Genomic DNA, 12,978 nt, shown 5'->3' on the forward strand with positions numbered 1-12,978 from the left:
TACAACCAAAGCGTGCAAGGCATGTGATCGGGTCAGCCGGTTCGAAAATTGCTTTCCGATTCCGGTCGATACTCCTTCCGCTCCATCCTGTGCCTAGACTTGCCTTCCCTTCAGAGCGCCTCCAACTACCTAAGAATATGAACTTGGTGAAAACGTCTTGAACTTCGGTGTGATCGGTTACGGCTACTGGGGACCAAACATCGTGAGAAACCTCACGAGTCTTGAGGATTCTCAGGTGATTGCAATTGCGGAGATGAGCCCATCTGCGCGTAAGCGAGCGCAGAAGGCTTATCCCGGCATTCACGTGACTTCGGACGCGTTCGAGGTGCTCTCGTCGACTAAGATAGACGCCGTTGCCGTCGTCACCCCGGTTTGGACGCACTACGAATTGGCAAAAGCTGCGCTAGAGAATGGTAAACACGTGTTCGTTGAAAAGCCGTTCACGAGCAACACCGAGCAGGCGGAGGAGTTGATCAACCTAGCCCAGAGAAAAAATCTTAAAATCATGGTCGACCACACCTTCCTGTTCACCGGTGCAGTAAAAAAAATCTCGCAACTGCTCGACGAAGGAACTCTGGGGAAGCTTTACTACTATGATGCTACTCGCGTCAATCTGGGCCTGTTCCAGCACGACATCAACGTGCTTTGGGACCTTGCTCCGCATGATCTTTCGATCATGGACTACCTCATTAAAACAAGCCCTGAGGCAATCGTCGCGACCGGGCAGAAACATCTCAACGGCCACGAGGACGTGGCCTATATGACGCTCTATTTCCCCGAGAAGGTTATAGCGCATATCAATGTCAATTGGCTATCCCCTGTGAAGGTTAGAACCACTCTCATGGGTGGAGAAAAGAGAATGCTAGTCTGGAACGATCTCGAAGCTGATGAAAAGGTGAAAGTTTACGATAAGGGAGTGGACATCACCAACCGAGAAGGAGTTTACGAATTGCTAGTTAACTATCGTTCCGGAGACATGTGGGCTCCTCAACTAGAACAGATCGAAGCACTTCGTCAAGAGCTTTCCTACTTCGTAGACTGCATTTCCAGTAACCGGGATCCGTCCAACGATGGATGCGCCGGGTTGCGAGTAGTCAAAATACTCGAAGCAGCCACCGAATCACTTGGCAAAAGAGGAGCTCTCGTCTACCTATGAACTCCTACAATTGCATCAAGGACGACGTAAGACTTGGAACAGATGTGCAGCTGTCGAAATTCATTAATCTGTATGGATGCGAGATCGGACACGAGACAAAAATCGGCGCATTCGTAGAAATTCAGAAAAATGCCAGCGTCGGCAATCGCTGTAAGATTTCCAGTCACACTTTTATCTGCGAAGGCGTTGTAATCGAGGACAACGTCTTTATCGGTCACGGAGTGATGTTCATCAATGACGGCTATCCTCGTGCCACCACTCTGCATGGAAACCTTCAATCCGAAACCGATTGGAAGGTTGAACGGACGGTAATCAAAAAAGGCGCATCTATCGGATCGGGCGCGACGATTCTCTCGAATATCAACATCGGCGAGAACGCAATTGTGGGTGCGGGTAGCGTCATAACAAAAGATGTCCCACCCAACTCGATCGTAGCCGGCAATCCGGCTAGGGTTCTGCGTTATATGGAACAGACAGCGGAAGGTCCTAATGCCAATCGTGAACAGCATACCCAACAACATCCCATTTCTTGATCTGGTCACCCCCCACCTGGAGCTTGAGCAGGAACTCACTGGTGTATTTCGCCGAGCCTTGCAAACGGCGTGCTTCATTGGCGGTCCTATGGTCGAGGCTTTTGAGGAAGCATTTGCGGCCTTTTGTGGCACAAACCATTCTATTGCCGTCAGCAGTGGTACGGATGCTTTGCGTTTCGCCATAATGGCTTGCGGGGTTCAGCGTGGCGATGTTGTACTCACAGTGCCGCATACATTCATCGCTACCACGGAAGCTATCTCACAAGCCGGAGCTACGCCGGAATTCATCGACATAGACGAGCGCACTTACAATATGTCGGTCGAGAAGCTCCAGCTATATTTGAAAGAGCAATGCTCACGGGACAGATCAGGGAAGCTCATCAGCCTTCGGAGTGGACGGCCCGTATCCGCCATTGTGCCGGTGCACCTGTACGGTCAAATGGCCGACATGGATTCGATCCTGAGAGTAGCTGAACAGTACAGTCTTATAGTGATTGAGGATGCTTGTCAGGCACACGGCGCAGAGTACTTTTCTAGAGACCTCAATCGCTGGATGAAAGCGGGCTCTATGGGCCGTGCGTCTGCATTTAGCTTCTACCCCGGAAAAAATCTCGGAGCGTGTGGCGAAGCCGGGGCGGTGACTACGAATGACGCCCGAGTTGTCGACAAAATCAAGATGCTGCGTGATCATGGCCAAACGACAAAATACCTCCACGATGTAGAAGGTTACAATGGCAGGCTGGACGCGATTCAAGCCGGGCTTCTTCACGCGAAGTTGGCTCATTTAGTAAAATGGAACACACAGCGCCGCGAGCATGCAGCTGAATACGACCGACTTTTGGAAAACAACGAAGCTATAACTCTTCCGTATGAGCCTTCCTGGTCCCGCGCCGTGTATCACCTCTATGTGATTCGCACCCGCGACCGCGATGGTATGATGAGCCACCTGAAGAAGGCAGGTATTGGGACGGGAATTCACTATCCAGTTCCCTTGCACTTGCAGAGAGCCTACATCTCACTGAACTACTGTCTTGAAGACTTTCCCGTGTCGAGACGTGTTGCTGGCGAAATCGTCTCTCTGCCAATGTTCCCACAGCTTACAAGGGACCAGCAGACCAGAGTCACTGAAGAGGTCCGGGCCTTTACTTCCAAGTGTCTTAAGGGAGCCAGAGGCGGAGATTTCTTGATGCCTGAAGAGCAAACAGCCTAACTAAAAACGGAACCGATGGATGAGATCAGCTGATCCAAAGCTTGCCCGTTATTAATCAAATCGTCTTCACGGAGCGGACTCTTGACGTCCATGAAAACAAGAAGTGACATTGTTGTCGTCGGGCTGGGAGAAGTGGGGAGTCCGCTCTTCGACCTCATTTCCAAACACCACCACACAATTGGGGTAGACATTTCACCACCACTCGAAGAAATTGAGCAGGTAAACGTTCTCCATGTGTGTTTCCCATTTCAGATCAGGGATTTCGTCAGCGAGGCAACTCGTTACATCGACTTGTTCAAGCCCAAATTAACGATCATCAACAGTACTGTCGCGGTCGGAACGACCCGGCTAATCGCTCAACGAACAGGCGCCGCAGTTGTGAACAGTCCCGTACGGGGCAAACACGCGCGCATGGTTGACGAGCTCTGCGAGTATGCCAAGTTCGTGGGAGCGATCGAACCAGCCAGCGCTCATCTGGCGGCCGAGCATTTCGAGTCCATAGGATTGAAGACAAAGATCCTGTCATCTCCGGAAGCAACGGAACTTGCGAAGCTCACTGAGACAACCTACTTCGGCTTAATGATCGCCTGGGCTCAGGAGCTCGAGAGATACTGCGATCAATCGGGAGCCGATTATGAAGAAATCACTTCGTTCTACGACGAAATAAAGTTCTTTCCTCTTGTGAAATACTTCCCCGGAATAATTGGCGGCCATTGCGTTATGCCGAACATTGAGATTTTGCTCAAGTTTGACGAATCGGTGATTCTGGAAGCGATCCGCGCATCCAACCGACTGAAAATCGAACGCGAGGCCCGAGCAAAGGTTGTCGCACCTAGCATCGAGAAAGTTGCTATCTAGCTGTGTCTAGCATGAGTAGGAATCCAAACAGCGTTGTCGATGGTGATTTAGGACGGTCCGTCACTGCCTCAGCCATAACGTCACGACCACGGTTGGCCGGCAAAAGAGCCGGTATGGTAGTGTTCTCTCTTTATCCTGCCGATCCAAGACCCCGCCGCGCCCTGGACGCGCTCATCAAAGAAGGTATGGAAATAGACCTCATTTGCGAGGGGAATCAGAGTTCGACGAGGCGGGAATTGCTGCACAACCTCGAGGTCGTACGAATACCTATTAAGCATTACCGCGGGGGCGCCCTTTCCTACGCTTATCAGTACTCTGCTTTCATTCTTGCCTCAGCCGCAATTTTGGCTTTGCGTTCGTTTCGGAGGCGTTATGACCTAGTATACGTTCACAACATGCCCGACATTCTCATCCTAAGCGCGCTTCTTCCAAAGCTATTCGGTGCGAAGGTCATTCTCGATCAACACGATCCTATGCCTGAATTGATGCAGACGATCTTTAACTTAAACGAAGAAAGCCTTGGCGTTTGTATGATCCGTCGTCTCGAAAAATGGAGCATCGCGCGCGCCGATTTGGTAATTACCGTCAATATGGCTTGCAGGCGAATATTCTCTGAGCGCAGTTGCAGCCCCACAAAAATAGGCGTAGTAATGAATTCCCCTGACAGCAAGCTTTTTCCATATCGTTCTGCGCGATCTTATCCTGCCCCCACGCACGACCGGCCGTTCATTATCATGTACCACGGGTCTTTAGTAGAACGTAATGGCTTGGAATTGGCTGTGGATGCCCTAGCTTATCTTTTCAAAACAATCCCAAGAGCAACACTCCGGATCTATGGACTTAGCACGCCGTATCTAGAGCAGGTCATGAACAAAGTTCGCAGCTTTGGTCTAGAAAGCAATGTGTATTATCGCGGAGTTAAGAAATTAGAGGAACTGGCGCACGAAATCGAAGATTGTGATGTGGGCATTATCCCCAATCAACGAAACGCATTCACAGAAATCAACACACCAACTCGTATCTTTGAGTATCTGGCTCTTGGCAAGCCGGTTATTGCTCCACTCACACCAGGTATTCAGGACTACTTCGACGCGAATTCTCTGCTCTTCTTTGAGCCCGGGGACCCAAAGGAGCTCGCAAAGACAATAGAATATGCGGCCACGCACACTGCAGAGATCGCTGCTGTTGCAGAGCGTGGGCAGCAAGTCTATTTGGCGCACACGTGGCAGCAAGAGAAGGAGACGCTTGTGGGTTTGGTGGTTGGGCTTATCAGAGAGAATGCTTAACTCAGCGTCGTCGGGGGCCTGATGAGATAGGTCAGAGCTTTCGTGCTCTAACGCTTGGCGCAGAACGCAATCGAACCTTCAACCATTCCAAGATAAGCATCTGACATGATCGGCGTAATAGCAAACGCAGCAGAGCATAATGTTATTGTCGAATTCTTCGAACTGTTCAAGACTCCTTGGGAGTTCTATCGGGGAGGTCGGCGATATGATGTCTTGCTCTGTGCTGGAGATAGCAACTTTGACGGAGACACCGCAAGGCTGATTCTGATCTACGCAAGTGGGAACTCAACATTTGACGGAGGACAAATCGAGAGTACCTCTCGAAGAAGTAAGACCACCTTATTGCACAACGGAAGCCGGATCCCGATCTATGGGGACAGCACTACCTTCCGAGAAGAGGTGTCACGTCTGTTAGTTGATGAGGAATCTCAGCAGACTGTGATCCACCAACACCAATCATGCATGGGCCTCGTGGTACGACTAGGCTATGACCTTTTCAGTGAAGTTGGTATTTTGCTAACAGCGGGGCAGCCTGCGGCTTACGCCGCCATACCGACCCTGGATCTACACATAGCGCTGTTACGGGATTTAATCGTCGCGAGCGGGGTCCCACTGATTGAGATTCCACCGGTTCCGGAAGGATATCGATTCGTAGCTTGCCTGACCCATGACGTTGATCATCCCTCAATTCGTCGACACAAATGGGATCATACGATGTTCGGGTTCTTGTATCGCGCTATCGTGGGGTCTTGGGTCAATTTCTTCCGGGGACGCATTGGTGTGCGAGCATTGCTCAAGAATTGGACAGCTGCACTGAAGTTACCTTTTGTATTTATGGGTTACGCCAAAGACTTTTGGAGCAGTTTCGATGATCGTTACTTCGAACTGGAAAAAGGGCTCCCTTCAACATTTTTCATTATCCCGTTCAAGGACGAGCCCGGAAGGAACTCTGGCGGCTTGGCACCGGCCTTTCGTGCTGCTCGCTATGGCGCTCAAGACATTGCAGATACGATCGAGAAAATCGTGAGCGCCGGCTGCGAGGTGGGATTGCATGGGATCGACGCGTGGATCGACAGCACTAATGGAAAGAAAGAACTTGAGGAAATTCGGCGGTTAACAGGAGAATCTCACATTGGCGTGAGGATGCACTGGCTCTACTATGATCAGCAATCGGCCTCTGCGCTTGAGAGTGCCGAAGCCTCCTATGATTCCACGGTCGGATACAAAGAGACTGTGGGGTACCACGCTGGGACAACGCAGGCTTACAAGCCACTCCAAGTGAATAGACTCCTTGAATTACCAATGCATGCCATGGATACTGCTCTGTTTTACCCGGCTTATATGGGCCTCTCTCAACGGCAGGCGGCCGAAATCCTTAGGCAATTGACAGACAATGTAAGCGATCTCGGTGGTTGTATAACGATTAACTGGCATGATCGTAGCCTCGTTTCGGAGAGATTGTGGGATGCATGTTATCGGAGTCTAATTCAAGACTTGAAAGATAGAAAAGCATGGTTCGCAACGGCCGGACAGGCAGTCGCGTGGTTCCGAAAGCGACGGTCGGTTGTATTTGATATTGACGGTAGTAAGCCGAATGCTGTGCGCGCCAAGGTCACGGCTCATCATCGAAATTCAGGGCCTGACCTCCGATTGCGAATCTATAGTCCGCAGGAATCGAACGAGAACGGCGCTCACCGCTCGGAAAAGTATGTTGACATCATATTCAACGAGAACATTAACGTTCCCGTCTCCTGTGGAGTCGCAATTGAATAGTCCAGGGACGAAGTTGACGAACCGTAAAGGCATATCATTGCAGATCAACACAGTGACGCAAACGACACACGATTCCTTCCTCGTCGGATCGAATGACCGAATCTTGATCACGGGCGCAGCAGGTTTTATTGGATGTCGCGTCGTCGATAGCCTAGCGAATAGAGGGTTTCGGAATCTCTTGTGTTTTGTTAGGCCTTCCAGCGAACTAACAAGTCTTGAAGCCATCATCGCCCGTCGTTCCTCGGGCGCACGAATTGAGATCATCGAAGGCAACCTCCTCTCTCGTGGGGATTGCGAAGCTGCGTGCAAAGACACCGCCGTCATCCTTCATTTGGCTGCTGGGACTGGTGAGAAGTCCTTTCCGGATGCATTTATGAACTCGGTGGTAGCGACGCGCAATCTGCTCGAGGCCAGTCTCCGACATAGGCGTCTTCAGAGGTTTGTTTTAGTCAGTTCGTTTGCCGTCTACACGAATCGCCAAAAGTCCCGGCGATTGGACGAATCATGTCCAGTGGAGCTACATCCTGAACGCAGCGGCGACGCCTACTGCTACGCCAAAGTCAAGCAAGAGCAAATCGTCGCCGACTATGCAAAGAACTTCGGCATTCCATACGTTGTGGTCAGACCTGGCAGCGTTTATGGTGCAGCCAACTCTGAGGTTACAGGCCGGGTGGGTCTCGGCACATTTGGACTCTTCCTACATTTAGGCGGATCGAATTCTGTCCCGTTTACATACGTTGATAACTGCGCGGATGCGATCGCACTAGCTGGCCTAGTGAAGGGAGTTGATAGCGAGATATTCAACGTCGTGGATGATAACCTTCCCTCGAGCCGGCAGTTCTTGCGCCAGTACAAAAAACAGGTAAGGCACTTCAAATCACTTTATGTGCCGCACGTGATGAGTTACGCGTTCTGCTGTTTGTGGGAGAAGTATTCGAAATGGTCGAAGGGGCAATTGCCGCCCGCTTTCACCGAGAGTCGCTGGCATAGCGAGTGGAAGAAGACAAGCTACAGCAACGATAAATTGAAACGTCAACTGGGCTGGAAACCGAGAGTCTCTACGGAAGAGGGATTACAAAGATATTTTCAAGGTCACGAAACAGGCAAACAGTATGCTTAAGGTGGCCATTGTGGGATGCGGAAAGATTGCCGATGCCCACGCCTCTCAAATCCAAAAGCTGGAAGGATGTGAGATCGTTGGCGTGTGCGACCGAGAGCCGCTGATGGCCAAGCAGCTCTACGAACGCTTCCCGGCAAAACGGTACTTCACCGATCTTTCTGAACTTGTGAGCGAGGCCCGACCAGACGTTGTACACATTACCACGCCGCCCGAGAGTCACTTTGAGATTGCCAGATTCTGCCTCGAGAATGGCTGTCATGTATATGTAGAGAAACCCTTTACTGTTGATGCGGAGGAAGCGCAACGACTCGTCGATCTAGCCAACCAATACGGGCTTAAGCTAACAGCAGGTCACAACTACCAATTCAGTCACGCTGCGCGACGCATGAGAGCGCTAGTTGAGGGTGGCTACCTGGGTGGGGCTCCCGTACATATGGAAAGCCACTATGGGTATGACCTTGGTGATCCCAGCTATGCGCGAGCGCTACTAGGTGACAAGAATCATTGGGTCCGCCGACTGCCGGGAAAATTGCTTCAAAACATCATCAGTCATGGGATTGCGAGAATCGCAGAATTCCTGACCAGCGAGTCGCCTCACGTAGTTGCGTACGGCTTCACCAGCCCGCTTCTCAAGGAAATCAACGAGGGCGAATTCGTAGACGAACTTCGAGTCGTCATTTGCGAAGAGGAGCGAACTACAGCTTATTTTACCTTCTCCTCCCAGATGAAGCCGTCCCTGCACGAGTTTCGCATTTATGGTCCGAAGAATGGCCTCATTCTTGACCAAAGTCACGAAATCTTGCTGCAGCTTCGCGGCGCGAAATTCAAGAGCTATGCTGACCATTTTGTTCCGCCTGTGCTATTCGCGAAACAGTACATCGGAAACCTGCGCGAGAACGTGAGGTCATTTCTGGCGAGAGATTTCCATATGGATTCTGGCATGAAGTACTTGATTGAGTCCTTTTACCATTCGATTCGCGAGCACACTCCTGTTCCCATTCCTTACCGAGAAATTCTGCTCACCGCGAAAATCATGGACGCTATCTTTGATCAGCTTCGTGCCGGCCGGTCACAGGATGGCCTGGTCTTTGAAGAAAGTCCCCCTCCGCTGGGGCGGTCGTCCGCTCAAGCTAACGTCCAGCTGTTATGACCCCTACTCTCGATTCCTGCTCCTAGCGATACGATGCCTCCTTCTTTAGCGCTATTACTCTGGTTTGGCCTTCTATTGTGGCTACTCCACTTTGACCCCGCCAATGTTTCTCAGACCTCATCGGCTTTGTGGGTGCCTGTGATCTGGATGTTCATCCTGGGGTCGCGGCTGCCGTCGCAGTGGCTCGGCGGCCAGATGGGGATTGCGGCTCATTCTCTCGAGGAAGGGAATCCCTTGGACCGCACAATCTCATCTGCCTTGATCTTGCTCGCAATTGGTATCCTGATATCGCGGTCCTTCAGGTGGGGCCAGTTCTTAGCTCGCAATGTCCCCCTGATGGCATTCCTTTCTTTCGCTCTGCTGAGTGTCATATGGTCCGACTCTTCCCTCGTCGCATTAAAGCGGTGGTTTCGAGACCTCGGCAACTATATGGTGATCCTTGTCGCCTTGTCCGATCGCCGCCCGCTGGAGGCTGTCCGCGCGCTGCTTCGCCGCCTTTTCTTTCTACTGATTCCACTTTCCATTGTGCTTATAAAGTACTACCCCGAAATAGGTAAATCATGGGATCCATGGACCGGTATCGCTCAGTATTCGGGTGCCACAACGGGCAAGAACATGCTCGGCGTACTGTGTCTTGTCAGTGGGCTCTTCTTTTTTTGGGATACGGTGACGCGCTGGACCGACCGCAAGGAGCGACGAGCGAAACGGATCATGCTTCTGAACGTTGCATTCATCGCCATGACGCTCTGGCTCCTCTACATCTCCGACAGCGACACCTCCCGCATTTGCCTGGTGGTCGGCTGTCTGGTGATCGCAGCAGCACACAGCAAGGCGGTCAAGCGCCGTCCTGCTCTGCTCACGGCACTGATTCCGCTCGCAATCTGTGGATACCTTGTCTTGGCAGTCGGCTTTGGGATCAACATTAGCGCGATGGTGGCGGAGCTCGTAGGCCGGGACCCCACCCTAACCGACAGGACCAAAATATGGAGCTTCCTGCTTAGCATGAAGACCAGCACGCTCTTTGGTACTGGTTACGAAAGCTTCTGGCTGGGTCCTCGCCTCGAGTGGTTCTGGCAGAACGCTGGCCTCGGGCACATCAATGAGGCACACAATGGTTTTCTCGAAGTCTACCTCAACCTCGGTATCATTGGACTCTCCCTGCTTGGTTGGTTCTTGATCGCCAGCTATCGAACCATCTGCACGAGGCTCGAGTCATTTTCCGCCTTCGGGTCGCTCACTTTGGCCTTGTGGACCATATTGCTTTTCTACAGTGTCACCGAGGCCGGCTTCAGAAGTGGTTTGATGTGGCTCACGTTCCTTCTGGGAGCGATCGTCGTCCCTGCACGGCCGTCGGGAAAGGCACGCATTCTCGACAACTCCGCGTTCGGCAGCGCTGGGGCCAAAGAGATGCTCTCCCGCGTTCCTTTGGAAGTCACAGCGTCGCTAAGATGACAATGCAGGTAGCCCGCGAACAGCCGAAATTAATTGGTGAGATGCCTTGGAATCTCATCAACTAGACACAAGTCTCGCTATACCAAGACTCGGTGAGTGACGAGTCGTAGTGGCGGAGCGCAACCTACTAAGCATGAGCTCAAGCTGACGTACATCGGAGACCCGTGGTCATAGATCGATAATGTAAAGGTGTAGGGTGCGCTGATCTGAATAGGTGACGGCTGAGCCTGCACACTGCTACGCGGAAGCCACACGCGTTCCCAAATGAAGTTGCCCTGTTCAGTCCGGAGCTAACCAACACATCAGTAAAAGCACTCATTCCCAGTAGGAACAGGCGGCGTTCGTAGAGAAAGGTCGTAGATCATGGATACCAAGGCAATTCTGGATCTAAAGAATCAAGTTGTCGCCAAATACGGCGCTTGGGATAGTAATAACGTGTACTTGGAAGGTGGCCTGTACACCATGGGTGCCGAGATCGTTGGCGACGAAATCAAGCTGCTGCGCGTTGTGCAATGCGTTCTTGATCACACGGGGGGAACGGTGGAAGGCCAGCGTGTCCTGGATCTGGGTTGCGGGGAAGGGCTTTACTCGATCGAATTTGCCCGCCGTAAAGCTTTGTGCATGGCAGTCGAAGGGCGCGAGCCGAGGGCCGAGAAGGTGCGATTCGTCAAAGAAGCCCTGTCCCTTGATAACCTCAGCGTAGTGCAGGACGACGTCCGGAACCTCAGCGTCGAAAAGCACGGAGAGTTCGACGTCGTGCTGTGTTTGGGAATCCTGTATCACTTGGAAGCGTCAGATTTGGTCTCTTTCGCCGCGAGACTTAGCGAGGTCTGCCGAAAGATCTGCATTGTGGATACGAGAGTTGCGCTTTGGCCGAAGACCCAATACGTTTGCGACGGCGAAACCTACATGGGAACCTGGGGTGAAGAGCACTGGCCTGGGGACTCGGAAGAAGTGAAGCTGAGCAGGGTGGGAGCCTCTTTGGACAACGAACGCAACTTCTGGCTATCACGTTCCTCGATCTATAACCTTTTGCGCAACGTCGGCTTTACTTCGGTTTACGAGTGTCACATCCCCGCAGAACCAACCAAGCCAGGCGACAGGATTACCTTCGTAGCAATCAAAGGGCAGCCCTGTCAGCTCCTCAGTGCCCCTTTAATGGCCACGCGGCCTCTCGATGATATGCCGGAGCAACCCCACCCTGAACACAGTAAGACGTTCGATCTGATGAGGAACATGAGCCACCATCTGCCGTGGAAGGCCAGACGACTTGGCAAGAAGATACTGGGGTTGAAGGGCGGCCGAACAGCTCTAAGGAATATCTAGGTAGTTTCACAAAAATCTTGGCGCGGGGCGCACATGACATGGAGGCTTATGGCTAACAAGCCATCACAGACGACGATGGGCGCGAACGGGCAAGCTGCGCAGTCAATTGACGGGGCGATGCCGCAGTCTCGCCAGGTGGCGCCAGTCAGGCACACCGAGATCCGTATCAAAGGAGAAACCGTATCTGTTCCCTCCGTCAAGATTGGCGGAACGACGGTAATAACCAGCGGCAAATGGCTCAAGATAGCAGCTGTTCAGGATGAGGACTTGGTAGAAGGCGAAATGGTCGCCGACCCTGCGTCGTTCGTTCAGCACCTGAAGGATACGGAGCTTAACGCTGACATCTTCACGTTTGTTCAGAAGCTGCCCCACGCTACGCCGAAGTATACCTACCACTTGGAATGGGACAATTTTGCTGTAATCCCTATAACCACGTTTTCGGAGTGGTGGGACACCCGGGCCGAAGGCAGCGTGCGAAGAGCCGTTAGGAAGGCAGCTAAGGCTGGGGTCGTCGTCAAGTTGATGAAATTCGACGACGAATTTGTGAAAGGTATCGTCGGTATCAATAATGAGGTCCCGATTAGACAGGGTAGGCCCTTCTGGCATTACCAGAAAAACTTTGACGCGGTAAAGTACGAAAACTCAACCTACGCCGAGAGAAACGAATTCTTGGGAGCGTACTATCAGGATGAATTGATTGGTTTCATCAGAATGACCTATGCCGACAAGGTCGCCAACATCGTTCAGATACTCAGTATGATAAAGCACTACGATAAGAGGCCTGCCAATGCCCTGATTGCAAAGGCCGTTGAGATCTGCGAGCAAAAAGCGATCTCCTACCTGATGTACTATAGCTACCTCTACAACGACCTGGACAGTTCGCTCACCGAGTTCAAGCGGCGAAACGGCTTTGAGAAGGTGCTCCTGCCCCGGTATTACATTCCCCTAACTATCAAAGGAAAGATTGCCTTGAAATTGGGATTCCACCGGGGGCTGCTAAAGAGTATTCCCAAGCCTCTGCTCAGTCAGCTACTAAAAATTAGAAGCCAATGGAATGCGCGCAGACTAAAGGCCGTTGAAGGGATTCTCTAGGATCAGGAATGCCGGGTATCGT

Annotated in this window: 11 protein-coding genes; all 11 read left to right on the forward strand. The window is 51.9% G+C overall.

Annotated elements, in window-relative coordinates:
* The first annotated feature begins 157 nt into the window (after window positions 1-157).
* The 11 genes from RBB77_RS18975 (at window position 158) to RBB77_RS19025 (ending at window position 12,956) form a co-directional block, all read left to right on the forward strand.
* A complete protein-coding gene (locus RBB77_RS18975; RefSeq protein ID WP_353063297.1) occupies window positions 158-1,156 on the forward strand; it encodes a Gfo/Idh/MocA family protein in 999 nt (332 codons plus the stop codon).
* The gene (locus RBB77_RS18980; protein ID WP_353063298.1) at window positions 1,153-1,689 is read left to right on the forward strand and encodes an acyltransferase; all 537 of its coding nucleotides are present in this window, start codon (window positions 1,153-1,155) and stop codon (window positions 1,687-1,689) included. The genes RBB77_RS18975 and RBB77_RS18980 overlap by 4 nt, the downstream gene beginning before the upstream one ends.
* On the forward strand, window positions 1,646-2,899 hold the full coding sequence (locus RBB77_RS18985; RefSeq protein WP_353063299.1) for a DegT/DnrJ/EryC1/StrS family aminotransferase: 1,254 nt from the start codon (window positions 1,646-1,648) through the stop codon (window positions 2,897-2,899). Before RBB77_RS18980 ends, RBB77_RS18985 begins: the two co-directional genes overlap by 44 nt.
* A 90-nt stretch (window positions 2,900-2,989) precedes the next feature.
* Entirely contained in the window at window positions 2,990-3,757 is a 768-nt protein-coding gene (locus tag RBB77_RS18990; RefSeq protein WP_353067667.1) for a hypothetical protein, read from the forward strand.
* A gap of 113 nt (window positions 3,758-3,870) precedes the next feature.
* The gene (locus RBB77_RS18995) at window positions 3,871-5,043 is read left to right on the forward strand and encodes a glycosyltransferase family 4 protein (RefSeq protein ID WP_353063300.1); all 1,173 of its coding nucleotides are present in this window, start codon (window positions 3,871-3,873) and stop codon (window positions 5,041-5,043) included.
* A 105-nt stretch (window positions 5,044-5,148) separates the two neighbouring features.
* Window positions 5,149-6,816: a hypothetical protein gene (locus tag RBB77_RS19000; protein WP_353063301.1), complete on the forward strand. Its 1,668-nt coding sequence runs from the start codon at window positions 5,149-5,151 to the stop codon at window positions 6,814-6,816.
* Entirely contained in the window at window positions 6,809-7,936 is a 1,128-nt protein-coding gene (locus RBB77_RS19005) for an NAD-dependent epimerase/dehydratase family protein (RefSeq protein WP_353063302.1), read from the forward strand. The genes RBB77_RS19000 and RBB77_RS19005 overlap by 8 nt, the downstream gene beginning before the upstream one ends.
* Window position 7,937: 1 nt before the next feature.
* Window positions 7,938-9,086 carry a Gfo/Idh/MocA family protein gene (locus RBB77_RS19010; RefSeq protein ID WP_353063303.1) on the forward strand — a complete coding sequence of 383 codons (1,149 nt, stop codon included), beginning with the start codon at window positions 7,938-7,940 and terminating at the stop codon, window positions 9,084-9,086.
* 336 nt (window positions 9,087-9,422) lie between these two features.
* The gene (locus RBB77_RS19015) at window positions 9,423-10,538 is read left to right on the forward strand and encodes an O-antigen ligase family protein (protein ID WP_353063304.1); all 1,116 of its coding nucleotides are present in this window, start codon (window positions 9,423-9,425) and stop codon (window positions 10,536-10,538) included.
* Between the two features lie 363 nt (window positions 10,539-10,901).
* A complete protein-coding gene (locus RBB77_RS19020) occupies window positions 10,902-11,864 on the forward strand; it encodes a class I SAM-dependent methyltransferase (protein WP_353063305.1) in 963 nt (320 codons plus the stop codon).
* 48 nt (window positions 11,865-11,912) lie between these two features.
* Window positions 11,913-12,956 carry a hypothetical protein gene (locus RBB77_RS19025; RefSeq protein ID WP_353063306.1) on the forward strand — a complete coding sequence of 348 codons (1,044 nt, stop codon included), beginning with the start codon at window positions 11,913-11,915 and terminating at the stop codon, window positions 12,954-12,956.
* Window positions 12,957-12,978 lie beyond the last annotated feature (22 nt).

The organism is Tunturibacter psychrotolerans (genome assembly GCF_040359615.1).
Classification (GTDB): Bacteria; Acidobacteriota; Terriglobia; order Terriglobales; family Acidobacteriaceae; genus Edaphobacter; species Edaphobacter psychrotolerans.

Coding starts and splice junctions, on each gene's coding strand:
- RBB77_RS18980 (WP_353063298.1), top strand. CDS start 1,153: ATGAACTCCTACAATTGCATCAAGGACGACGTAAGACTTGGAACAGAT.
- RBB77_RS18985 (WP_353063299.1), top strand. CDS start 1,646: ATGCCAATCGTGAACAGCATACCCAACAACATCCCATTTCTTGATCTG.
- RBB77_RS18990 (WP_353067667.1), top strand. CDS start 2,990: ATGAAAACAAGAAGTGACATTGTTGTCGTCGGGCTGGGAGAAGTGGGG.
- RBB77_RS18995 (WP_353063300.1), top strand. CDS start 3,871: ATGGTAGTGTTCTCTCTTTATCCTGCCGATCCAAGACCCCGCCGCGCC.
- RBB77_RS19000 (WP_353063301.1), top strand. CDS start 5,149: ATGATCGGCGTAATAGCAAACGCAGCAGAGCATAATGTTATTGTCGAA.
- RBB77_RS19015 (WP_353063304.1), top strand. CDS start 9,423: ATGGCATTCCTTTCTTTCGCTCTGCTGAGTGTCATATGGTCCGACTCT.
- RBB77_RS19020 (WP_353063305.1), top strand. CDS start 10,902: ATGGATACCAAGGCAATTCTGGATCTAAAGAATCAAGTTGTCGCCAAA.
- RBB77_RS19025 (WP_353063306.1), top strand. CDS start 11,913: ATGGCTAACAAGCCATCACAGACGACGATGGGCGCGAACGGGCAAGCT.